Source organism: Flavobacterium sp. 2755 (genome assembly GCF_031455715.1).
GTDB lineage: Bacteria > Bacteroidota > Bacteroidia > Flavobacteriales > Flavobacteriaceae > Flavobacterium.
The window spans coordinates 61,976-87,243 of record NZ_JAVDTG010000013.1 but is presented as its reverse complement, the minus strand read 5'-3'; the positions used below and the strand labels follow the sequence as shown (position 1 = coordinate 87,243).

Annotated in this window: 19 protein-coding genes and 1 pseudogene; 12 read left to right on the top strand and 8 right to left on the bottom strand. The window is 34.4% G+C overall.

Annotated features, from left to right (window positions below; translation table 11 throughout):
• The first annotated feature begins 3 nt into the window (after positions 1-3).
• The 6 genes and pseudogenes from J2Y38_RS22825 (at position 4) to J2Y38_RS22800 (ending at position 6,038) form a co-directional block, all read left to right on the top strand.
• Complete coding sequence (locus J2Y38_RS22825; RefSeq protein WP_309847227.1) at positions 4-1,245, top strand: SGNH/GDSL hydrolase family protein; 1,242 nt, start codon at positions 4-6, stop codon at positions 1,243-1,245.
• A gap of 166 nt (positions 1,246-1,411) precedes the next feature.
• A complete protein-coding gene (locus J2Y38_RS22820; protein ID WP_309847223.1) occupies positions 1,412-2,968 on the top strand; it encodes a glycoside hydrolase 43 family protein in 1,557 nt (518 codons plus the stop codon).
• Positions 2,969-3,041: 73 nt separating this feature from the next.
• Positions 3,042-3,686 (top strand): annotated as a pseudogene (locus J2Y38_RS22815) (IS6 family transposase).
• A gap of 909 nt (positions 3,687-4,595) precedes the next feature.
• Positions 4,596-4,811: a helix-turn-helix domain-containing protein gene (locus tag J2Y38_RS22810; RefSeq protein ID WP_309847221.1), complete on the top strand. Its 216-nt coding sequence runs from the start codon at positions 4,596-4,598 to the stop codon at positions 4,809-4,811.
• Positions 4,808-5,122: a HipA N-terminal domain-containing protein gene (locus J2Y38_RS22805; protein ID WP_309847219.1), complete on the top strand. Its 315-nt coding sequence runs from the start codon at positions 4,808-4,810 to the stop codon at positions 5,120-5,122. Before J2Y38_RS22810 ends, J2Y38_RS22805 begins: the two co-directional genes overlap by 4 nt.
• A complete protein-coding gene (locus J2Y38_RS22800) occupies positions 5,115-6,038 on the top strand; it encodes a HipA domain-containing protein (protein ID WP_309847217.1) in 924 nt (307 codons plus the stop codon). Before J2Y38_RS22805 ends, J2Y38_RS22800 begins: the two co-directional genes overlap by 8 nt.
• A 788-nt stretch (positions 6,039-6,826) precedes the next feature.
• Here the strand turns inward: J2Y38_RS22800 and J2Y38_RS22795 are convergent.
• The 6 genes from J2Y38_RS22795 to J2Y38_RS22770 all read right to left on the bottom strand — a co-directional run bounded on the left by J2Y38_RS22795 (position 6,827) and on the right by J2Y38_RS22770 (position 14,628).
• Complete coding sequence (locus J2Y38_RS22795) at positions 6,827-7,303, bottom strand: hypothetical protein (RefSeq protein WP_309847216.1); 477 nt, start codon at positions 7,301-7,303, stop codon at positions 6,827-6,829.
• 364 nt (positions 7,304-7,667) lie between these two features.
• Complete coding sequence (locus J2Y38_RS22790; protein WP_309847214.1) at positions 7,668-9,209, bottom strand: hypothetical protein; 1,542 nt, start codon at positions 9,207-9,209, stop codon at positions 7,668-7,670.
• Positions 9,210-9,639: 430 nt separating this feature from the next.
• Positions 9,640-10,377 (bottom strand): hypothetical protein, encoded by a 738-nt coding sequence (locus J2Y38_RS22785; RefSeq protein WP_309847211.1) that lies wholly within the window; start codon positions 10,375-10,377, stop codon positions 9,640-9,642.
• A gap of 361 nt (positions 10,378-10,738) precedes the next feature.
• The gene (locus J2Y38_RS22780) at positions 10,739-12,514 is read right to left on the bottom strand and encodes an ATP-binding protein (RefSeq protein WP_309847208.1); all 1,776 of its coding nucleotides are present in this window, start codon (positions 12,512-12,514) and stop codon (positions 10,739-10,741) included.
• A gap of 14 nt (positions 12,515-12,528) precedes the next feature.
• Positions 12,529-14,103, bottom strand: a complete 1,575-nt coding sequence (locus J2Y38_RS22775; protein WP_309847206.1) for a CheR family methyltransferase — start codon at positions 14,101-14,103, stop codon at positions 12,529-12,531.
• A gap of 69 nt (positions 14,104-14,172) precedes the next feature.
• A complete protein-coding gene (locus J2Y38_RS22770) occupies positions 14,173-14,628 on the bottom strand; it encodes a response regulator (RefSeq protein WP_309847204.1) in 456 nt (151 codons plus the stop codon).
• Positions 14,629-15,097: 469 nt separating this feature from the next.
• On the opposite strand from J2Y38_RS22770, the gene J2Y38_RS22765 reads away from it, so the two are divergent.
• The 3 genes from J2Y38_RS22765 (at position 15,098) to J2Y38_RS22755 (ending at position 16,582) form a co-directional block, all read left to right on the top strand.
• Positions 15,098-15,343, top strand: a complete 246-nt coding sequence (locus J2Y38_RS22765) for a hypothetical protein (protein ID WP_309847201.1) — start codon at positions 15,098-15,100, stop codon at positions 15,341-15,343.
• A gap of 336 nt (positions 15,344-15,679) precedes the next feature.
• A complete protein-coding gene (locus J2Y38_RS22760) occupies positions 15,680-16,024 on the top strand; it encodes an ATP-binding protein (RefSeq protein WP_309847348.1) in 345 nt (114 codons plus the stop codon).
• A gap of 240 nt (positions 16,025-16,264) precedes the next feature.
• Positions 16,265-16,582, top strand: coding sequence for a hypothetical protein (locus tag J2Y38_RS22755; RefSeq protein WP_309847199.1), 318 nt, complete (start codon positions 16,265-16,267; stop codon positions 16,580-16,582).
• Between the two features lie 1,005 nt (positions 16,583-17,587).
• Here J2Y38_RS22755 and J2Y38_RS22750 read toward each other — a convergent pair.
• Together J2Y38_RS22750 and J2Y38_RS22745 are read right to left on the bottom strand one after the other, a co-directional pair.
• Positions 17,588-19,027 (bottom strand): LamG-like jellyroll fold domain-containing protein, encoded by a 1,440-nt coding sequence (locus J2Y38_RS22750; protein ID WP_309847198.1) that lies wholly within the window; start codon positions 19,025-19,027, stop codon positions 17,588-17,590.
• Position 19,028: 1 nt separating this feature from the next.
• On the bottom strand, positions 19,029-19,415 hold the full coding sequence (locus J2Y38_RS22745) for a hypothetical protein (protein WP_309847196.1): 387 nt from the start codon (positions 19,413-19,415) through the stop codon (positions 19,029-19,031).
• Positions 19,416-20,458: 1,043 nt separating this feature from the next.
• On the opposite strand from J2Y38_RS22745, the gene J2Y38_RS22740 reads away from it, so the two are divergent.
• The 3 genes from J2Y38_RS22740 to J2Y38_RS22730 all read left to right on the top strand — a co-directional run bounded on the left by J2Y38_RS22740 (position 20,459) and on the right by J2Y38_RS22730 (position 25,145).
• Positions 20,459-22,270 carry a T9SS type A sorting domain-containing protein gene (locus J2Y38_RS22740; RefSeq protein WP_309847194.1) on the top strand — a complete coding sequence of 604 codons (1,812 nt, stop codon included), beginning with the start codon at positions 20,459-20,461 and terminating at the stop codon, positions 22,268-22,270.
• 41 nt (positions 22,271-22,311) lie between these two features.
• Positions 22,312-23,802 (top strand): hypothetical protein, encoded by a 1,491-nt coding sequence (locus tag J2Y38_RS22735; RefSeq protein ID WP_309847191.1) that lies wholly within the window; start codon positions 22,312-22,314, stop codon positions 23,800-23,802.
• A gap of 1,070 nt (positions 23,803-24,872) precedes the next feature.
• On the top strand, positions 24,873-25,145 hold the full coding sequence (locus tag J2Y38_RS22730) for a hypothetical protein (protein WP_309847188.1): 273 nt from the start codon (positions 24,873-24,875) through the stop codon (positions 25,143-25,145).
• Positions 25,146-25,268: the final 123 nt, after the last annotated feature.

The window sequence follows — 25,268 nt, the reverse complement described above, 5'->3', positions numbered from 1 at the left end:
AAAATGAAAGCAAAAAAAAGTGCTCTTAAAGAGATGTTTTTTTTATCTCTGTTCATTTTAACTGCCGGATGCAGTCCTATTAAAGAATCAGCTAAAATTGCAGAAAAAAAAGAAACTCAAAATTGGACAGGTACCTGGGTAACGGCTCAAATGCTTGTTGAACCCAATAATATGCCGCCTGCACCGGGACTTACACAAAATACACTTCGTCAGATTATTAAAGTATCGCTGGGCGGTAAACGGATTAAACTTCGGTTTTCTAATCTATTTAGCGATCAGCCTACAGTTTTGAAATCAGTAAGTGTTGCCAATGTTATAGAGGCTCCGGCTGTTGATGTAAATACACAGAAAATATTGAGTTTTAAAGGCAGTCCCCAAGTCATATTGGCACCTAATGAGGAAGTGTATTCTGATGATTTGGATTTTCAATTAAATTCTGGACAGCTTTTAGCCATCACAATTCATTATGGCAAAGTTTCATCAAAAATAAGTGGACACCCCGGTTCCCGTACAACTTCATATATTCTCGAAGGAAATCAGGTAAATAACACATCTTTTTCTGGAGCGGTAAAAACAGATCATTGGTATACCATTATGGGAGTTGATATCAATTCAGTTCAAGAAAGCAATGTAGTATGTTTAGGAAATTCGATTATTGACGGACGCGGATCAGGAACAAATAAACAAAATCGATGGACTGATATTTTAGCGGCGCGTTTAAGTGCCAGTAAAAGTACAGCGCATGTTGGTGTCCTGAATTTAGGAATCGGAGGAAATTGTGTGGTCAGAGGAGGTTTGGGGCCAACAGCCTTAAGCCGTTTTGACAGAGACGTGCTTTCCCAAAAAGGAACCAGATGGCTTATTATACTGGAGGGAATAAATGATATAGGAGGCATTAGAAAAGCAGAAGATGCAGCCCTTACAGCAAAAGAAATTATTGACGGTTATAAAATAATGATTGATAAAGCTCATTCAAAAGGAATAAAGGTTTTTGGAGGTACAATTCTGCCATTTGAAAAATCCTTTTATGATGCTCCTTACAAACAAAAGGCAAGAGATATAGTAAATGAATGGATTCGTGCAAAAGGCAATTTTGATGCTGTAATCGATTTTGATAAAGAAATGGCTTCAGAGATTGGTTCCAAAACAATTTTATCAGATATGCACGACGGAGACTTTCTGCATCCAAATGAAAAAGGTTATCAAAGAATGGGAGAAGTCGTTGATTTAGATTTATTCAGATAATTAAGATTTTTTAATTCAAATTTTAATCCCGATTTTTTTAAATATTTTCAAAAAAAATCGGGTCCTTTTAAAAAATGTTAAAGAGAGAAATGTAAGTCCTAAGTTTTATCAATTTCGGATTGTAAACAAATTAACAGCTTTCTAAAAATAGCAGAAAATAAAAACAATGAAAAGACTATATAATCTATTAGCTTTTTTTTTAATCCTAACCGCATTAAAAGCTCAGGATAATAAAGCTCAGAACCCTGTGATTTTTGCTGATGTACCTGATTTGTCAATCATTAGAATCGGTGATGATTATTATATGAGCAGTACCACGATGCACATGAGTCCGGGCGTTCCGATAATGAAATCAAATGATTTAATTAATTGGAAAATAATAAACTATGCTTCTAATACTCTTGGAAATACAGATGAACTGAATCTAAATAACGGTAAAAATACTTATGGACGAGGTTCCTGGGCAAGTAATATCAGATTTTACAACAATACGTTTTATGTAACCACTTTTGCCCAGACTACCGGAAAGACCTACATATACACTACAGAAGATATCGAAAAAGGACCGTGGAAAGAAATTAGTTTTAGTCCTGCGTATCACGATCACAGCATTTTGTTTGATGACGATGGCAGAATTTATATGGTGTATGGAAACGGTAAGCTTTTTATCAAAGAGCTAAAATCAGATTTATCAGGAATAAAAGAAAACGGATTAGATCAGGTACTCATTGAAAACGCAAGCAGTCCGGCTGGAGAGGCAATTATGCTCGGGGCTGAAGGCTCGCAATTGTATAAAATTAAAGGGAAATATTATCTATTTAATATCGTGTGGCCAAAAAACGGAATGCGTACTGTAATTATTCATAGAGCCGATAAAATTACGGGTCCTTGGGAAGGAAAGATCAGCTTACAGGATTTAGGTGTTGCACAGGGCGGTTTAATTGATACTCCAGACGGAAAATGGTTTTCCTACTTATTTAGAGATTATGGAGGAGTAGGACGTATCCCATACTTTGTTCCAGTTAAATGGCAAGAAGGCTGGCCGGTTTTGGGTGAAAACAATAAAGTACCTCAATATTTAGATTTACCCGAAAGTAAAGGACTGATTCCGGGGATTGTAAGCTCAGATGATTTTAGTCGAAAAGAAGGAGACAAAAATTTGCCGTTAGTCTGGCAATGGAACCACAATCCTGATAATTCATTATGGTCAGTTAAAGAAAGAAAAGGATATCTAAGATTAAAGACCGCCTCGATAACAAACACTTTAACTCAGGCTAAAAATACGCTCACTCAAAGAACGTTTGGACCTCAGTGTTCAGCGACTACTCTGATGGAAGTTTCTAAAATGAAAGAAAATGATTTTGCCGGGCTTTCTTTATTTCAAAAAGATTTTGGTCTTGTTGGTGTAAAAGCCGAAAACGGATCAAAGAGAATTGTCATGATCGAAACTATAAACGGCAGTTCAAAAGAAATTCAAAGTGTTCCCTTTTCAGGAAATAAAATCTATTTTAAAGCAGTATGTAATTTCAAGGATAAAGCAGATTTGGGCAGGTTTTACTATAGTGTGGACGGAAACGAATGGATAAGTATAGGAAACAAAATAAAACTGCCTTATACGCTTCCTCACTTTATGGGCTATAGGTTTGGTCTTTTTAACTATGCGGAAAAAGATTTGGGGGGCTATGTTGATTTTGATTACTTCCGTCTCGATAATAAAAATTAATGACAAGCGAACAGTTAGGTTCTGTCGTATCTCTGACTAAGTTTTATCTTTGATTTTTGAAAACTAGTAAAAAATGAATACTAAAGGTCATTGTTATCCAAAATACGTAATTCTGCAGGCAGTATATTTTAAATTAAGATTTACACTTAGCTATCGTGACGTTGAAGAAATAATGAAAATTAGGGGTGTGATTGTGGATCATGCAACGATTCAGCGTTGGGTATATAAGTTTGCACCTTCACTTGAGGCAGAGATGAAGAAGAGAAAGGCAGAGCAGGGACGAGTTGGAGATTAGATGAGACTTATATCAAAGTAAAAGGTATTTGGTGTTATTTATATAGAGCAGTGGATAGGTCTGGTAATACAGTTGATTTCTTATTACTAAAAGAAGACAGAGAATGAGTGCCCAGTCATTTCTAACTGTAGTCCCAGAGTAATAAACATCGATAAAAGCGGTTCTAATACTGCCGCGATCAAAGTCTATAACAAACGTTCTTTTTCAAAGATTAAAATCCGACAGTGTAAATATCTCAACAATATTGTAGAGCAGAACCATCGTTTTATAAAATGGCGTATCCAAAATGGACTAGGTTTTAAAAGTTTTGAATCGGCCAAACGAACATTGAGCGGAATTGAAGTTGTACATATGTTAAGAAAGAATCAGATGATTAGACCAGGAATATCTATGTTTAAATCATTCTGTAAATTGGCGGGCTAATTTTTAAATTACTTAAATCTTATATTTGATTCTCGCAGATGCTTACAGAACCGAATTTAATGATAGACTGTTTATTTTTGTAGTTTGTTCATTTAAAATGAACAGTGAGTTCTAATAAAAAATGTTTGATAAATTTTATTTTTTCATTTAATTTATTTTACTGTTTGTATCTAAATCTTTTGATTTTTTTTAAAGACATTAGAAGCTTCAGTTTCACTCCGATATTATTTTTTTGTTCCATTTATTGATGTGTAAAATTTGATATTAGTATTGTTGCCAAGTTTGTTATTTTATATATATATATCAGCTGTTTTTGATTGAAATAATGAACATAAATCCAAATATATTGAAGCGTTTTTGAATCCGTAATTATTTCTCATTCCGAGATAAACTTTTCCTGAACTCATTAGAATCAAGTATTGTTAAATTTACTGCTTTAGCGGTAAAAAAACTATTTGATATTCTTTTTTATACTTTTGAAGTTTTTACAATACATTTTTACTGCATTAACAGTAAAAATTATTAATGCTGGAAAATTCGGAGATTTTTACTCTTTAATGATCTTCTTAAAATAAATATTATATTCAAATTCATCAAGACTGCTGGGACTTAGTACTAGTTAATTGTCGTGTAAATGCTTAAATGTTAATAAATATAAGATTGGAATGTGACAAATGGCACAGATAATCCCATTTCGACAATTATTTTAGCATTGTATATAATCAGATTGGTTTTACAGCTTAATTACATAAGCATTGTTGGTGATTGTACGACATAAGATTGAATAAATTCTTAGCAAGAATGTTGGTACTTGAATTTTACCGCCAAAGCAGTAAAATGATGCCAAATTCATTCCATTTTTTTGATTTATGAACTTATTTGTGTATATTTACTGTTAAAACGGTAAAAATGGAAGATTTTAATCTAGGTGCATTTATTAAAATTCATCGTAAAGAAGCTGGACTAACGCAGTTACAACTTGCAAATCTTGCAGGTATTGGCAAAACTACGGTTTTCGATATAGAGAAAAATAAAGAGTCGATAAGATGGGATAACTTAAAGGCTGTCATAAAAGTTTTAAATATAGATATTAGATTAATAAGTCCTCTAAAAAATAAATTATGAGAAGTGCCATTATTTACGTTCATGACATTAGAGCCGGAATTCTTTCCGAAGATGATTATGGAAAATATCAATTTACATATGATAATGATTATGCCTTAGCACCTGTTTCATTAACTATGCCTGTAGGTCATAGAACATATTCATTTAACGATTTTCCCCCTTTTTTCGAAGGACTTCTTCCTGAAGGAATTATGCTCGAGGGACTTTTAAAGATAAATAAGATCGATAAAAAAGATTATTTAACACAGCTTATTGCAATCGGGGGTGATCTAGTAGGAGCTGTAACTGTAAAAGCAATTGAAAATGAATAGATGTCTAATTACATATGAACCATGTGGTGAAAATTTATACAGTGAAGCAGGTTTGCGAATGCTTTCACCTGATTTAAAAACCCTTGAAAGCCTTCCATTCTCTGCATCAGAATTGAGACAGGAAGCAGCACAACGGGCAACTAAGTTATCAATTCAAGGTGTACAGCCAAAATTAAGCGCGATACTGTCTGCCAGAAACCAGCAGTTTGAGATTGTAGATCAGCACGGAAATTTCATTATAAAACCTCAGAGTGACATTTTTTCTGAATTGCCTGAAAATGAAGATTTGACTATGCGGATGGCCAAATTTTTTGGAATAAGCGTCCCGCTGCATGGACTGGTGTATGGAAAAGATAACTCAAAATCATATTTTATAAAAAGATTTGACCGCTATGGCAAAAACAGAAAATACGCTGCCGAAGATTTTGCCCAGCTGACAGGAAGTTCAAGAGATACCAAATACAATTTTACAATGGAAAAAGTTGTAAAGGTTATCGAAGAATACTGCACTTTTCCATCAGTTGAAAAAGCTGAGTTTTTCAAAAGAATTATTTTTTGTTTTATAACCGGAAATGAAGATATGCATTTGAAAAATTTTTCACTAATGACAAAATCTGGACAGGTTAGATTGACTCCCGGATATGACTTATTAAATTCATCTATCACTATTAAAAATCCTCAGGAAGAAATGGCTCTTACTTTAAAAGGAAAAAAAAGTAATTTTAAATCCGGTGATCTTATAGAATATTTTGGAAAAGAACGATTACAGTTAAGTGATAAAATAATTGATCTTACAATAAGAAAAATGTTTGACAGCACTCAAAAATGGAATGAATTAATCGAAATTTCTTTTTTATCATCGGAAATGAAAGAAAAGTATATTCGGCTATTAACCGAAAGACTGAGCAGATTTTAATTTGAAGAACATAATTTAATAGATTTACAAAGTTAGCTAGCTATTGTGGTTTAATTCATTGATTGAAAGTTGTCATTAACATCAAAAAACGTTTATCTATATTGTTTCCGACAAGTTCCAACTTCCATAATCTGAATGTATTTATCAAATGCATACAGGATGTATTATTTTTTGAGAAGTTAATGACGGAAGTAAGTCAATTTTTAAATTCAGTAGAGAAAACTTTAAAACCGCTGTATAATCATTGTTTATTCTAATATGGTGACAATAAAATGAAAACTTTAGGTCTAGTCAGAAGCTGCTGCTTGAATGAGAAACGAGATTCGGACCTTCCAGTAAGGATGCTCCGCCATTCGAACCTTTGTAGCGAAGTTTTTGATTTTAATGAATTTAGTACTAGGTCAAGGCTTATGCGCCACGATTCTGCCACAAAACTTTGCCTCATGAAATATCTTAAAAACAGCCTTAACTTTTTGTGGCAAAAAAGGTATCCACTCCAAACATTTGTTGCCACGAAAATTAAAATGTCAATTTATGACTATAATAATTCGTTGTAAATGGAGTGCTGTAGTTCTGTTTTGAAATCAAAAACAGTAATTCTTTTTGATGAAAACATAGAAATAAACGGTCTTAACTTTTTGTGGAAAATAGATATCCACTCCAAAAACTTATTATTCGGTAATCGATCTTGTAAACAATTCTTTTTTCTAAGAAGGATTATTTCTCTATCAATAATTTTATCAATTCGTGCTGAAAATAAAAAAAGAGGCTTTTAAGCCCCTTTTGGATTAATGTTTCCCGTTTCCTTTTCCTTTACCATTTCCATTATGGTTCCCATTATCGTGGTGTCCATTGTCTTTTCCTTTATTATTTCCTTTACCGGGCTTTTGACCAATTGTTTTTTGAGGCTGCCCTTTATAACCTTTTCCATATTTTACTTTATGGGTTTTAAAATTATCATAAGGTCTGTCACCTCTATAATCAGTCAAAACTACTTTGTATTCATTATAAAGATCATAATTTCTATAAACATATGGAAGAGATCTGGTTCTAACCCATTTTCCATTATTCAGATAAACATAGTTTGAAGAACTTACATCGTAGTACGTTTCAAGATCCGGCAGGTAATAATAACGAACATCCGGATAACCGGCAGGTCCCCATGCAGGAGGAGTTCCAATATTAACATTTACTGATACCTGAGCCTGTGTATAACTAAAAGAAAGGAATAATATTCCAATCAAAAAATATTTAATAGTTTTCATAATGTTACTTTTTATTCATTAATATATTTGATAAAACAAGAAATGTGCCTAAAATTCAATTTCAGCCGTATCAAGCCTAAACCTGTACTGCCACGATGTTGCCGCAGATTTAATTTAAACCAAAATTGAGGCATTTTACATAAGTAAATTTGTCGAGTTGTTCAATTGTTTAAAATGAGTTTTATAATTCAATTTTAATAGTTAAAGTTATCTAATTTAATGATAAAGACATAGTTTTTGGGGATTATTTTTTTATAAAAAGCGGGTGCTCAGTTTGAACCGGAATCAATTAATTGATCTCTTTTACCAAAAAAAGGGGGCACTTTTATCAGCATTTGAACCATTTGTATTTAGATATACTTTTTTAATTATCGCAGAACGAACCAATTTGTTTTAAATGCCTTTCGGTCTGATATTTATTAAAATTGTCCCATTTTGGAGGGCTACTTGTTTTTTGTCCGTACATAGCATCCAGGCAAATGTTGTTGTCCTTGTATTTTTCATGTAAAACAGCTAAAATTTTAAAGAAAAATTCATCCAGCATGATGATGGCTTCAAATTCTGATTTTAGTGTACTGTAATTAGAATCTGAAGGATTTAACAGCTGCAGCAAATTTAAAAGTTCTTTCTTTTCTTCTTCATTGATTTCAGTGGCATAACCCATTTTTAAGGTTTTAAAGACCAGGTTATTCCAGACTTTGCTGTCATGTCCCCATTGCACATCAGGCAGGTTTAGGGAATGTTCGCAAATTAGAATAATAGAAAAAAGAACATCATTTAAATACGCCGCCGGGAATTCGTCAAAGCTTCTGAATTCGAAACCGCTCTGGTACATTTTTTCCTGATTAAAATCAAGCCCCACTTCCGAAAGCATTTCATATTCCATGTCGGCTTCAATCTGATCACGCCACCAGATGTTTTCTTCTTTTGTAAATTTCAGCAGTTTTCTAAAATTATCGACCTTATAGGTCAGAATTTTACCTTTTGGCATTGATTTGTTATAAGTCCCAACACCTATGTAACGGGACATGGCATTTCGCATTGAACCCAAAGTGAATTTTTTGTCTAAACTGTACTTATCACTGATCACGCCCATAATATCAGGGCTTCCTAGAGTAGATATGAAAAAAGGCTCAAACCACTGTAATAGGTAGATGGCATTAGCATGTGTTTTTTCAAAATGATTATAATCCACAATTCTGCTGTCTTCTGTTAATGACGGTAATGTGATATGAAAATGGTAGGTTCCGTTATTGAACAAAACCAGGTTTTCCTGATTGGTCATAAACATATTAAGGCCGTTGTTGTAATCCGGAAAATTTAATTTTCCGTTTAACACAGACGATTCGTTGATTTTATCCAAAAATAGTTTTTTGGTAGCTTTCAATTCTTTGCAGGAATCAATAATTGTTCTGTTTTCAAAATATTTGGTTACAAATTCAATGGAATCACCATCAAAATGTACAGATCCCATCGTTTTGTTTCTTTGGGTAATCATACTCTGAATGTTGTATGGCTGATCTTCAAGGAAAAGTTCCATGATCGATTTGCCCAGATATGCCGGGTTTTCAATTGGTTCTGCGATCGTCTCACCGGCTTGTGTATCGATTATTTTTTTTACTGGCGATAATGTCTTGTGCTGATAATTGATATCGAGCTTTTCCAGCGAATGACTGTTCATCATTCGGCTTACTTTATAGCTTTCAGTCAGGTTAAAAGCTTTTTTCAGCATAGGGGCCAGGCTTTCGGGTTTATAGCATTTTCTGTAATCAATACTATATTTCTCAAAGCCAATTTTTTCTTGTATAAATTCACCAGAAACTATTAGGGGTTCTTCAAACTGCATGTAGGTTTCGTTTTCCAATCCTATTCCCCAATAATATTTTTTTGTCTGATTGTCTTTCATTTATACTTATTTTCTTTTTTAAGGTTAATTATAATTTTTAAAGCATTATTTCATCTGAAGATACATATCCGGCCTGTTACCATTAGAGACAGGAAACTTATAACGGATTAAGCACATTGCTGCCTCCATTATAAAAGTTTTCATTTACTTTTAAAAATATAGGAATTTGTATTTTAGAAATTTTGCACTTTTTATCGAAGGAAAGAGCAAATAAGGAGTAAAATTTTGTAATAGGGTTACAAAATTACCAGTGTTATTAATCGATTTTGTATCAATAATTTAAGTAAGGTAACGGCTCAATCAAAACTTTTGCTGTTCTTGTTTTTTCTAAGTTGCAAAAGTAGTTTTTTATTATCGTATTTCCAAGTAGTTAACTCGTTGGTAATCAATATTTTTTTTTGAATATTTAACGATACGGGGAATTACGTTTTTATTCGTGATAATAAAAAACATAAGAGGAATACAAATCATCATTCCACCAGTCTTTTCTCACTTCTGAAAAGTAATTGTAATTCAGTTTTCCTGCCTGCGACTGCAGCGGATATACGACAACGCCATTTTCGCGGTACGCTTTATGCAGCTCTGTTTCAGGAACCACGGGAACTATATGTCCGGAGAGACCTTTTTCTCTTCTCTTGGCGCAGATTATTCCAATTCCGCCATGGGCATTTACCTTCTGCTGGATTTCTTCAGCTGTAAACATTCTTTCCCATCCAAAATTTGCTCCCCATTCTAAAAACCAGTCATGTATGGCACTGGAATAGATGCGGTCTACGGTTTGGCCAAATACAGCTTCTACATCTTGTCCCTGTATAATTTTTTCAAGGGATTCGGGAGTCCACCAAACGGTTGGAAGATATACCTTAGCGAAATAGCAATAATCATAAGAGTATACATTGCAATAGGTGTCTTCTACAGTTCTTTGATATCTAAGACTTTTTTCAACGTCCAGTTTATCAATTATTCGGGCAATACTTTCTTTTTTACTCACGGCATCTGTCAGGTTCCTGAAGGGAATTGTAGAATCCATTAGCGGTTTCTCTTTCATTTCCATAGAATCCAGCCGCGATTGCTGGTCTGGTAACAAATTGGCTTTCTTAATCTGAATATTCGATAGTCTATGATCATCTAAAGGTAACGGTGCTGCTGTTACAGTATATTTTTCCATCTTGACTGCTTAAAATTAATTGACCTGACGCTGCTAAATGGATTAATTATACAGCGTAATTTGGTTAGCCAGCGGGTAAATGTAAGGATTTTAAGTTGTTAAAAAGTTTTAGAATAAGACAAATTACAGAAAATTGTATGATTACTTTAATTGTTTTTTGGTCCTTTAAATACAAAAAAGTATACCATTTAGTACGCCTTAGCTTTTGAAACTATGATTACAGATGCTAACGACAATTGTGGACAAAGATAAGGGTGCATTTTTGCACCCATAATTATTTTTTATAAAATCTCTTTTTTGAGAGGTGAATGATATTTTAAATTTGTCTTAACTTTTTGAGGCAGCAAAGGTATCAAGTCCGCTAGACAGGAAGTATAATATGAAATGCGGCTCCTACATTTTCTTTTGCTTTTGAAAAAATTAATCCTTTATGATTTTCCACAATTTTCTTACCAATCGAGAGCCCAATACCGGTACCGGTATAAACTTCATTACTATGCAGCCTTTGAAAGATGGTAAAAATTTTATTTTCATACAGTTTATCGAAACCAATACCATTATCCTTAATTACTATTTCGTAATATTCTACACTTTGATTCAGCACAGGATATTTTTTAATTTGTGTTTTCGAAATTTTGCGTGAACGGATTTCTATTTTAGAAACTGAACCGTCATTTTTACAAAACTTAAGTGCATTACTAATCAGATTGTAAAAAAGCTGGTTCATTTGCAGGGAAACAGCATTAATAACGGGTAATTTCCCTAGTTTTATCTGGACATTATGCTCTTCTATCATTAATTCAAAATCAACGAGAATATTTTTGACAATTACATTTAGGTCAGTTGCTGCAAATTGACTGTCAATATTATTAAGATATGAATAGGCAAGCAAATCGCGAATAAGGGTATTCATTCTGGTGGAGGATTTACTTATTTTCTCCAATAACAGCATTGCCTCCTTTGAAATATTTTCATCCATTTCCAGTAATCTGCTGATAAACATCAGGATTTTGCGCAATGGTTCCTGTAAATCATGACTTGCCACATAAGCATATTCCTGTAACTGAACATTTGCATGATAAAGGTCTTTGATCGTGTTTTCCAGCTCGGTGTTAGAGCTTAATAAATCCGAGGTACGTTCCTGAACATTGGCTTCAAAACCGTCAGAAAGAACTTTTAATCTATTTTCAATAATCCTTCTTTCAGTAATATCTTCAATAGCCAGTAAAATTAATTGTTCCTTACTGGTTTCATTAGTAACCTGTCTGGCATTAAGCAGCATAATACTGTCCCCATAAGGCAAAAGGTTCACCGATATCTGGTAATCCTCCAGCTGTGTCTTTTCGGGAAGTACTTTTTCAAGCATGGCCCGCATCGGAATATTGTCAAAAAGGTGATTTTGTATTTCGTAAATTAGCTTTCCTGTGGCTTCTTCTTTGTCAATATTATATTTTTTTGAGAACGCCCTGTTGATATTTTTTATCCTTAAATTGGTATCAAGCACAACAATAGGTTCCCGAAGGGTAGCTACAATAGCTTCGGTATAATTTTTTGAAATATTAATTTGCTGCTGTTTGTTTAAAAGCTCCTGATTAATTTGCAATAGTTCTTCGTTGCTGGATTGTAATTCTTCTTTTGAGGTTTCAAGTTCCTCATTTAGGCTTTGTAACTCTTCGCTTCCGCTGAGTAATTCCTCATTGGCGCTCTGCAGTTCCTCACTATAGGCTTCCTGTTCTTCGCTTATGGCATTTACATCATCGTGTATTCTGGCTAGTTCTTTCTCTAGTTGTGCAACTCTCTGCAAATTAGGACGCTCACGAATTTCTTCTTCAGAAAATTCCCCTGAAGGCAGATCTTCCCTTATGATAGAGCTTTTATAAAACAAGACTAAAAAATAAGGTTCAGTGGTATCTTCCAAAAGCTGAATTTCAATGGTAATTTCGCTGATTGTTCCCTTATTTTTAAGCTGAATACCTTCTTTTTTTATAAGAGCACCCGTTTCTTTGGCTTTATGAAAGGTATTTCGAAGTTCAAAAACCAGTCCATCGCGCGCCATTTTAAGTAAATTAAAAGTAGGCTTTCCTGTCGAGAGTTCTATAAAGTCGGTTATAGAGCCATTAATATGAACAATGTCCATTTGGTCATTTACTATTACGCTTGCCGGGGTATATCTTGAGAGCAATATAGCTTCGGCACTTTTTCTGAAATCTTCTTGATAAGTTCCTTTCTCACAACGGCAGTTTTTGAATTTTTTAATTTATCATTGCTTCCCGTTATGGAATGTACAAATCTGCCTGAAACCTGTTTTCTGGTATAAATTTTTGCGGCTTTGTCAAATGGCTGGAAAAGCTCCGCGGCAGGAACAGCTGTTTCTGATTTTCCTAAAAGCAAAAATCCATTTTCTTTTAAAGCGTAATGAAAAGTTGCAAGTGATTTTTTCTGCAAAACAGAATCCATATAGATAAATACATTCCTACAGGTAATGAGATCCATTTTTGCAAAAGGAGGATCGGTCAAAAAATTATGAACGGCAAAAATGCACAGATCCCTAATTTGTCTTTTAATTTTATAACCATTTGTATTGGATGTAAAATATTTGGTCAGAATGGTTTCAGATATATTTCGCATTTGAGATTTTCTGTAAAACCCGATTCTGGCTTTGGCAATAGCCACTTCTGAGATATCGGATGCAAAAATCTGAATTTCTTTTCCCTCAAGGTTTTCACCTAAATATTCATGAAGCGCAATAGCAATCGTATAGGCTTCTTCGCCGGTAGAACAGCCTGCAATCCAGATTCGTATTGAATTTCCTTCAGTTACTCTTCCAGTCAGTAAGGGAAAAACTTTTTCTCTCATGATCTGAAATATTTTAGTGTCCCTAAAAAATTCTGTAACCGGTATCAATAAGTCATTGAACAAATCCTCAGGGGCCAGTTTATTGCCCTGAAGTACTTTTAAATAATCCCTTAAAGTCAAAATTTTGTTCAAAGCCATTCTTCTTGCAATGCGTCGGCGTATAGTGGTTTGTTTATAATAGGTAAAATCTACTCCGCTGTGATGGCGTAGAATTTTGATAATTTCCTGAAATACATCTTCATTGTTCGGATCATTTTCGTTGCTCAATAAATCTCTGCTTTTTGAAAGGTCAATTAATTTCTGTACAATTTGTCCTGGTGATAATACATAATCGACAACCCCGGCATTTATTGCATTTTGCGGCATCTCGTTGTTTGAAGCTTCAGTATTTTGCGCAAAAGTAATACCGCCATGTTTTTTGATCGCTTTAAGTCCCAGTGTACCATCCGATCCATTTCCGGAAAGCAAGACGCCATAAGCCAAATCAAGGTGCACCTGGGCCAGCGAATTAAAAAAAACATCTATCGCCTGATTTTTTGTGTCTTTCTGGCGTGCACTTAACTTTAGGACCCCATCAAAAGAGGTAAGCATTTTATTCTCTGGAATGACATAAATATTGTTGGGGGCCAAATGAATATCGTCTGTGATTTCATTTATAGGAATTTTGGCCACACGCGAAAGTAGTTCAGTCAGCATGCTCTCATGCAGCGGATGCAAATGCTGTACAATAACATAGGCCATTTCAGAATCATAAGGAATTGCCTCAATAAACTGTCTAAAAGCTTCCAAACCACCTGCAGAAGCGCCAATACCAATGATGGGGAAATCTTGTCGGGTGGGCTTTGGCAAATTATTTTTCTGGGTATGCATGATTTTAATTTTTAAATAGTAAGTAACATGCATCGATGCATAATCTAAAAGGGTATCATCCTTTGAATGCTAAATTGTAAGCACAAAAGATTCAATTTTAGCATCTTGGAAGTTTTTTTTCCAGTCAGTTTCAATCACTTTTACGATTATTTTTTTTAAATCGCCAAAGGAAATCGGTTTTACAATGTACACATTGGCTCCCAGTCCAAAAGTATTTCTCACCTTATCGATTGTTGTAGAAGTGGAATAAATGGCAATTATTGGAATATTTTTAAATCTGTCGTCTTCCCTGATTTTCTGTAAGGTTTCCAAACCAGATAATATGGGCATGTTAAGATCCAAAAAAATGATATCCGGGATATCAGTATTTTTATCCCCTAGGCGTGCGAGAAGCTCCGGACCATTTTTACAAAATTCAACCGGAGAATTAAGATGAAGATCCGCTATAGCCTGAGCAAAAAATTCCCTGTCATCTTCATCATCATCAGTACATAAAATTCTTACATTCTCTTTAGTTTTCATCATTTGAAGCATTTATACCAAATGTAGTCTTTATTAAAGCGGCAGGGATAAATACAATTGGTTTACTTATGATTTATTACAGGAGTATCCTTTTATTTAGTTGTTATATTGAAAATAATCGCAGTATCATTGATAATTCTACTTATATATAGCTGATTTTAATATTTAATGACACGATTAATTTAGTAAGTTTTGTACTGCTTTTTGTATTTAGCAGACCTTGATTTAGCTGGTGTTTCATTTTTCTAAATGCAGCTGTGCCATGATTCTGTCATATATACTTCAGTATAATTTTTTAAAACTTGCTTAAAATTTTTGGAGTAAAAAGTATGAATTCCGCATGTGACAAGGTATTTTTTCAGTCAGATTACTTCTGTCCTTAATAAGCAATTTTAACAAAATTAGCTGCCCCGGAAAAAAGATAAAGTTTTAAATTTGAAATAGGAATTAATTCTAGTAACAAATCTTTGCAATGGAAAAAGCTATACAATTAAAAGTGAGAAAAGATTTGGATCCCCATCAGCAGCTCACTGTTATTAAGTTAAAAGGAATACTTATATCAAAGGGCTACACAGAAATTATACATATTATGGATTTCGATGAGGATTTCCATATCAATACCTTTGAAACAGCCACCGAGAAACGCAATGAAGTCCAGCAGTATATAGCGGCATTTATAAATTCGGAGAATCTTTCCGATACAGTTTCAATAACATAAGTTAAAAGCTGAAAAAAACCGTATAGACTGCAGTTTTTCATTTCTGAGCTATTATTGCTGCATTCGCTTTCAAGAATGAATTACAGAAGGATAATGGTCTTTTGTAAAAATGCCTATGGAACGGAAAATTTTATCACACTCTCTGAGCTTAACCACAAAATACATCAGGCGGCCAGAGTGGAAAAAAACGGTCAAATTGACCACTCTTTTTCAATTTAAACTGACCACCCAGTTTCGGTTCAAATTGACCACTAAAAAGCTACTTCTTTTTCATGTTGTTAAACCATGGATCGGTATAAAAACTGCGGATTATGGCAAATAACAAACTAGACATGAATAAAATTAGAAAAGTCATTAAATTACATTGCAATGGCAAAAGCAGACGGCACATACCTGAGAGAACTAATGAAGATACAAAGACAGGACGGTATCATACTCGATGACTTTGGACTCCAGGCATTGGACAGCCAGAACAGAATCACACTTTTAGAGATTATCGTGGACAGGCACAACAATGGTTCTGTTATTGTAACCTCACAGATCCCCGTTCAGGGATGGTATGATATAATAGGCGAGAAAATCATAGCAGATGCAATCCTGGACAGATTAATACATCAGGCCCACAGAGTTGAGCTGCACGGTGAATCAATGAGAAAGAAAAAAAGCATAATCAAGGAATAATTATTTATCTATATTTGAAACAATAATTAACACACGAAAAAAAGTAGTTTTTTTAAGTGCTCACTATGCACCGAAATTAGATGGTCACTTTAAACTGGAAACAACTGGTCAATATCAGTGAGTTTATACTGTAATTCGACAAATAGTTTTTCAAAAAGTTGGATTCTTGAAGGATCATATGGGTTCCAAATACCCTGACCTGAGCAACAGGAGAAGCATTGTGCTTCCCCTTATAGTGGAATGGGCGTTTCAGGAAGCCTTATAGGAGCCTATGTCTTAGCTGGAGAAATTAACAAAAATCCAGAAAATTTGTCTTTAGCATTTGAGAACTATGAAAAGGTAATGCGTCCATTTGTAAGAAAAATACAGAATCTAAAACCGTCCTTATTGCGCTTAGGAATACCTAAAACACAAAGGGGAATTAATCTTTTTTATAACGTTACAAAACTGGCTCTCTCTCTTCGTATTCCCGAACTAATTGCAAAGTTTTCAAGCGATGATAGAGACGGAAGTTGGAGATTACCGGAGTATGAACATCTTCGAGAAGTTTCAAATTAAAGCGAGATACATAACAAAGCAGAACACATTACAAAGTACCAAATATTGCAGTGGTGTTTTTGGCACTTTTACAGTTTGCGGTTCTTTAAATTTTATGTTTATTTCCCCAATAGGGGACTTAGTGAATCATTAGACATTAGAATATAACAATTTGGTCTTGTCGTCTCCGTTTATGTTTTTAGCGCGGCCACATCAGGAATTATTTCAGTAGGATTTGCTGACAAAATTGATCGAAAAAAAGTATGAATGTTCTTCTTTTCTGGTTTTATCATAGGTACATTTTTATGTGCAATATCGAACACCTATACGGCATTATTAATTGCAAGAATTCTAACGGGAATTTTTGGAGGAGTCATAAGTTCTGTGACGATGACAATAGTTTGCAATTTGTTCGTTCCTAACCAGCATGGGTAATTTATCAAATGTGTTGGTGGTCAATTTTCCATCTTACATTTGCAGATAATCAGAGATTTATAGTAATATCGCATAAGACTTAAAACAACTTTCGGGTTGTTTTTTTATTTTATAATGGCTTAAATCGAAAAAAAATGGATTTAAACCAGACTAGGGGGTATTTTACTGATTTAAATTTTCCTATATAATTATAGATGCTTCAAAATCAAAAAAGGTTGGATGAAAAGTATTTTTTTTGAACTATTTGCTCTAAGACACAAAGCTAACCCCGATGGCTCGGATATGTGCAACATTAGGGTTTGTTTTTGGTAAAAATTTTGTCTTTCTGTTGGGCATGAGGTGTTCGAACCCGAGAGTTTCCGATTAAAAAATCCGACTTATCTGAACTAGCAGAGCTAATTTTGCTTTTCGATGAATGTCTCATTTACTTGTGCTTTTCCGGGCACTCAATTTCTTTTTTGTTGTTTTCAATACAAATTACTTTTCAGTCTTTTTCATTTTTTTTAGGAGAAATCATAACATTTTATGGTAACAAAGACATTCCCCTTATCTTAAGCTAGGTAAGTTAACAGACTTGTTTTTTAAGCGCTGTTAAATTGTTGACCCTTTTCTGTTATTATATATCAATAATTGTTCTTGTTGTGACAATTTGCGGTTATACACCGCTATTTCATCAATTAATCCGCCGTATCCATTTAAAGGTGAGCCAATTATTATATTTCCTGACTGATTTGAAATATTTACCGTTCCAGTCCATATAAGCACTCCGTCTACATACGTTTGGCTGTTATTATTTCCCGTACCAATATTCAAGATGATTAAGTGCCAAACTCCGTCACAAATCTGCTTATTTCCATGAAGGTTTCCATACACCAGATTATAGTTATACGCTCCTGGTTTAGAAAGAAGCTGTCGGGGATTGTTAGTTGTGTTGTTTGATTTTATCCAAAAGGAGATTGACCCTGTACTGAATTGAAAGGCAGCTGGATTTTGCAGATTAATAAAATCAACAGTGCCATTTAAACTGTAACCTGCTCCCATTAATGCTGTTTGGTTTACGGCAGCACCATTGTTCAGGGCATGATTTACATTTAAATAATCATTGATAACAGTACCTCCAGTTTCCTCCAATTTGTAATAAGCCTGGAGCCCTTCTAGTGGAATTGTTGATTTGTTATCAGTTGCAGCTGTAAATGAGTTGCTTGCTGAAGATCTGTTTCCAAATACATCAATACTATATATATTTATGACATACGTCTGATTTGAATTTAAGCCGTAGATATATTGTCCACTTGCGGTGATATCGGCATAATAATAACCATCAATCCACACCTCATACATTAAGAATGGGTAAATACTGGAAGGAACTGTAAAATTGATCTGTAGTGCAGATCTGTATATTTTTCCCACAGACAAGTCTGTTATTGAATTAGGAATTGTTTTTTCATTTCCTGTCAGATACGTGATGTTAACCCCATGAGCCGAGGTGCCTATAACCAAATCCCCGTCGGGATTTCCACTATTGACGTTCTTTAGATACTCACTAATAAATAACCTAACCAGCTCTCTGCCGTTGGCCCACATAGCTTCATTATTTAGAGCATTTGTTCCTAACGATGTTACCTTAGGAAAATACTGATAGTTTATATTGGGATAGCCGTAATTTTCATTATAAAAACACATAGAACCTATTGAAGTAACATTAGGAAAATAATATCGTGATGTATTACGAGAGCTATAAAAAGCAGAGGCTTTAATGGAGGTCACTTTACCTTCAAGATCGTAATAATAAGTTGGTGAAGATAATTCTGTTGCAGAACCTTGGAAACAATTGGCTGGAATACTGTAATTATTACGTATATGACAGCTGATGTTGCCATTTGTTACTGCAAAGTTTTTAATTGAGTTACTATCAATGGCCAGCTTGACAGCTAAGGAGGGTGCTGTAGTGTAAACAGCACCGATGCCTCCTATATATGTATTTACTTTAAATTTTGCTCTCCCGAATACTGTTTTTCTAAGACCTCCCATGTTATACACCGAATAAGTAAATGTTATTACTGCTGCTTACCTGCTGCATCAGTGTAAAAATGCTTTTTTCACCGATTACAGGAGCGGGGCCCAGCGCCCAAACCTTTGGGGCAGTGATAGCCCATGTGAGTGTGCATCCCGGCAGAGTTGCACCCTCAAATGTATATCCAGAAGGTAAACCCTCTGCCGGTATGGTAATTGTTACGCTGGATTTAAACAAAACCGTTTTACCGTGCCAGTCTGGTTGTGCATTCTGGGAAACTGATACTTCTATCTGCGCTGAAATGTCCTTAAATTCCAGCTCCCCATTCTGGTTTGTTGTAAGGGTTTTGTTTGGCTGATTCTTTTCCAGATCAGCGACGCGGATTCTATTATAGTCAACATTCATTTTTTAATTTTTATTAAGTTAATTTTATATATTGATTCTGTAGGTTCAGATCTTCAGCTGATTACCGCTAGTAAATATCTATCACCTATGTAAGGAATTTACTGCCTGTCTTTACTATGACAGCGGTTTAAGATCACCCTGGTAGTCTTTATTTGATTTTTTGTGGTATATTTTAACACAATACTCCTGGTGGGATTGATGACCAACATCAATTTCATTTCGGTCTATGGTTAATTATTGTTATCCTCCTTGAAATTGTAAAGATGTGTTTAAATGTTGAATTTAAATGATTTCTGCTAAGCGGGCAAACTACGTTGTTATGTTGTTTTACAAGTGTGTTCAGCCACTGTCAATAATTAATTATGGAGATATATCATACAGAACCCATCTATTAAGGTTTTACAAATGAGCTCTGCACAGTAGTTAAAAAAGGTGCATTTATAATTTGCATTGAGAAAATTGGGTGTTACCAGTTTCGAACCTAAACTTCTTGGCCTTATTTTTCTGATTTTCTGTTTTTTAAATCACAAGGAGTCATGAGTCTGCCATGAAAAGTAAACTTGTTAAATATCTTTAAGACCTTAACTTTTGTAGCAAAAGTGAATGACAACTCTAATTTGAGGCACTTTTTCTTACTGCCCTCTGGTCGGTATTTTGGTCATAATTTTTTAATGTTTGAGCAGTCTGTTTTCAAGATTGTCATGTTCATCGGCATAAGCAGATGGTAATTTTGTAATTTTTAACAAAAAAAATGTAAGAATTTTAACAGAGTCAAAGTTTATATTTGTTTAAATAAGAATTTTGGTGTAAATAAAAATAAAATAACAGTTTTTACTATTTAATATTTTATCGTGAAATAATGGCTGATGAGGGTTATGCTTGTAAGGGTCGCTAACAGAGTCGTTGTGCAGATACTTATAGAGCTGATTTTTAGCTACTTCTTATACCTAGTGATAAGTGACATACTGCTTACTCTTTCAGGGATTGTAATTGGGTTTATATATAAGAAGACAGTATAAAAAGTGTTGATTCAAAATAAAATTATGAAAAAAATTACCTTTCTAATTTATATAATTTCTATTCAAAGTTTTGGACAGATTTATGTTGGTGCAAGTACTCCCGTTTATGTAAAAAACCAAGTTCTTTACGTAGGGCAGACTATAAATTTAGCCGCAAATTCAAACTTATATCTGCGTAATTTATCTCAATTAGTTCAAGGTACAACTGGAACTTCAACTAATGTAGGAACCGGAATTATTTCTGTTTATCAGGAAGGAAGCGCAGATAATTTTGATTACAATTACTGGTGTTCTCCCGTAGGTATCAATGTAGCCGCAACCGGCAACCAGAATTTTGGCATTACCCTGCTAAACAGGCCAACGACCTCAACGGCCTCAACTGCTGCGGCAATTCTTCCATTAGCCAATTTAGATGGAATTGCAAATCCGCTGTCTATTGCTTCACGATGGATTTATAAACTTACTAATGCCAATAGTTATTCGCAATGGGTTCAGGTGGGAACTACAACCACACTGGCACCCGGAGAAGGTTTCACAATGAAAGGAACCAGCGGGTCTGACGCTGTAGATCCGGAAGGAACAGGAGTTGTAAATAATCCCGGCGGAACTGGTGCGCAGCGTTATGATTTTAGAGGAAAACCTAATGACGGAAATATTACCGTTACTGTTGGAGCGAACAATGCCTCTACCTTAACTGGAAATCCGTACCCGTCTGCATTACATTTAAATGCTTTTCTATTAGATCCTTTAAATAATGCCTGTACCGGAATTGCTTATTTCTGGGAACAGGACAAAACTATAAACTCCCATTTAATTGCAGCTTACAGAGGCGGATATGCCACTTATTCTCCCGGAACTTTAGGTTCAAACGGAATTTATGTTCCTGCCACTTTTAATAGTTATAAAGGCGATGGTTCATTAAACAATGTTGGTACTTCATCCGGACTTATGCGTCAACGTAAATATGCACCTATTGGGCAGGGTTTTGTAATTAAAGGAGCAGCAAACGGAACTGTAACCTTTAGAAATTCATATCGCATGTTTTACAAAGAAGGCTCAGGTTTGTCTCAATTTGAAAAACCTGCAAAAAACAAAACAACAGCGAAAAGTGAAGAAACGGCTAATACCGAAGAGACTGAAGCTTCTAATGATATTCCGCACATTAGGATAAATGCCATTATCAACAACGAATTTACAAGACAGCTGGCTCTTGCCTTCTTACCAGAAGCTACTGATGGTGTTGACAGGGGACTCGACGCTGTAAGCATGGACAACTTTCCTAACGATACTTTCTTTTTGATGGAAGGAAAAAATTATGTAATTCAAGGCACTAATTTTGACGCTTCCAAACAAATTCCATTAGCGGTAAAAGCGGCCGCCAGTACCACTCTTAAGTTTTATATCCCGGAAGTTATAAACTTTGATCCTGCCCAAAACGTATTTTTATATGATGCCGCAGATGCATCTTATCATAATATTAAAACCGGGAATTATGAAGTTACGATTCCGCAGGGCGAATATACTGACCGTTTTAAAATTACTTTCACAGACAAAACACTGGGCACAAATGAAGAAACTAAAAGTAATTTTTTCATTATGCAAGACAATTCAAATCGCTTATTAAAAGCTTCTAATCCTGATTTTATTCCATTTAAATCATTTTACCTCTACGATATTGTGGGTAAAGCGGTGCGATCTAAAGAGAATCTTGGTGCTGAAGAAAACTATAGTTTTTCTACTTCCGGGTTAAGTTCCGGAGTTTACATTGCGACATTCATAACTGTTGATAATGAAAAAATAGCTCAAAAAGTAATCATTTCTAATGCAGGAAATTAATAATGTTTTTATTGCTTTTCAACTCTCTAAAACCTGAAATTATGAATAATACAGCCTCAAAAAATTACAGAACATTATTACTGCTGGTTTTTATCTTTTTATCAATTATAACAAATGCCCAGATAGGAATTGGAACTGTTACTCCCAATGCAAGTTCGATATTAGATATTACCTCGACAACTCAGGGTCTGCTGACTCCCAGAATGACTACTGCCCAAAGAGCTGCAATAACAACTCCTGCTGACGGATTAATTGTTTATGATACTGATTTAAAAGCTTTTTACTATTATTCTTCGGGTTCAACATCATGGTTAGTAGTAAGCAGCGGTATAAATCCCAGATTAAACTTTAAACGTATCCGATCTACAGATAATTTAGCCACCGTTCTTGCAGCAGAGCTGACAGCAGGCGGAGGAACGAAATATCTTTTAAACTCAAATACATTATATGAAATAAATGGTACTGTTACTTTCAATTTTCCTATAGAATTAAATAACGCTTATGTACACGGTTTAGATTCTAATGATGATATTATACTTAGAACAACAGGAAATATTTTTGAAGGGGCTACAGGCGGAAATATAAAAAATGTTACCCTTAGAGCAGCAACTGGGAGTGTTTTTAACCTAAGCGGAACGGCAGCCCAAAATTTAGTTTTTAGGGACTGTGTCGTTGCCAACTCTGCCAGTGTGGGAACAATATCCGGTTTTGGATTGGTTTTTCTTAGTATTGTCCAATTTACAGGAAATACAACAGGTATCACTTACAATAATATAACACAGCTGCTATTAAGTAATATGGGATGGTTTGGCACTAATGCGGGAACTTACGAAAAACTAACCGGAACATTTACATTAGTAGAAAAACAAGGTGGTTTCAGCCAGGTTGACGGTACTGCGATAGGATTTGATGTTTCTACATCCGGACTTGCTATTACAGGAGATGCCGTATTAGAATCTGTTATTTTTACCGGTTCAAATACTACAGGGTATGTAAAAGGTTATACAACGGGATCGTATACAGGATATAATTTTACTAATGCATGGACAGTCAGAGCAGCCGGAGTGCCTACTGAAACAGACGCAAATGCTGTTGGTGATATGTCTATGGATTATGCTGTTGGAAGTGGACTTGGAGTCACCTTCAATTCTTCAAATCCTAGTAATATTGTAAAAGTGGGCGCAACCGGTACTCCCACTACCACGTATACGAATTTATTCAGATTCTCAACTGATGCTGCCAATCGATTACGATATCAGGGGAAAAAGAAAAGAATTTTCCAGATATCAGGATCTATTTCTTTTCAGGTTCCTGCAGCCGGAACTTATATTATTTACATCGCAAAAAATGGAACAGTAATCAGCCAGTATAAAATTTATGGAAGAGGTCAAGCGGTTAATGATATAGTAGTACTTCCGCTAAATGCATCAGCCGAACTTGTCAATAATGATTATATTGAGGTTTTTGCACAGCGTTATACCGGAAGTAATGGAGATATTGTTGTACCAAACATGACCATTACTATAAAATAAATAACACGTTCGTATATTAGAAATCTAAAAAGAGAAGCGAAGTGTACAGCCCAAGGTAATTCCGTGCAGGTTTTGATAATACTTTTAAGCTATTCATTAATTTTTCTTATTAAAAATACTGTCTAATTCTTTATGTGAATAAATATTTGTTTTAATTTCTATTGAACTGATAAAATCGTCACGCCTCTATATGCAGTTACAGTATTATCTTTTGCGTAATTATATAATCTTTACTAATTTCTTTGGCATTGTCCCATATCAAAATTTCGATTTAAAAAATCATTGATAGCAGGAGCAACATTTTGAACAGATGATTAGATCAGGAATATCTATGTTTAAATCATTCTGTAAATTGGCGGGCTAACTTTTAGATTACTCAGATTCTGATATTTGATTCTGACAGATGTGACAGAACCAAATATCAGTCACTTAAAAAAAATGATTTTAGATTTTGATTCACATTAACTTTTATCTTTAGATAATGATCTGATTACTTCTTTACGATTGGACAGACCAAATTCAATTAATGTATTCAAGACTGTCCAAATTTCTTCAGCATGCTCCGTCAGGACATAGTACGTTATATCTTGGGTTGGTGCGTAATCAATATTAAGGGTGCATTTTGGACCCTAATTGTATTTAAGGTTCGTCTTAGCTTTTTGTGTGAAAAAGTATGAAATCCAGTCTTTGAATATATCGAAATATGGTACAATAGAAAACGCCTGCATTCTTCTTTGGGATATAAAACATCTAAAGAAATGGAACTAGAATTTTATAAAATTAAAAGTGTGGCATAGGTCTTAAAAAAAAATGTCCGACTTTTTGTTGCAAGTCCAAGAAGGTCCTGCCATATTCTGAAATATTATATTCTACCCTTGGCAAATAAATAGCAGCTATCAACTAATGTAACACACACATTCAATAATTATAAATTCCAGTCTTTGATCAACAACATTAATTAGTAAAGAGTGGCATGGAAATCTTATTAACCTCAAAGACATATAAATAATTAAATTAATTAGAAAGTTAAAATATTAAAAACCTTTCGTATCTTAGAGTAAAGCTATTTTATGGAAGTTAAGATTGAATTATTAGAAAAGACGCTCAAAATTCTTGCTCAAAATCCATACAAGTCATATACTTTAGAAGAATTAACGATGGCTTTAATTCCGGATGACCCCTTAAATCACAATATTGCGTCTGAAAGAGAATATCAAGCTCAAGTTTTAAATACGCTTATTAGGTTAGAGGATGATGGCATGATAGCATTAAATTCAAATACTGATGAAAGCACTATTACCTTGAAAGGATTTTCAAGAGCACAATTGATAATTGTAAGTTAATAGCTTAAATTTGTTTTGTTTTTCATACCTTTGATAAGGTGTTACTTGCATTAAAAATAAGACAAGAATCATCCTAACGATATATGCCTGTGCAAAATAACATAGAATATCTTTAAAACTGAC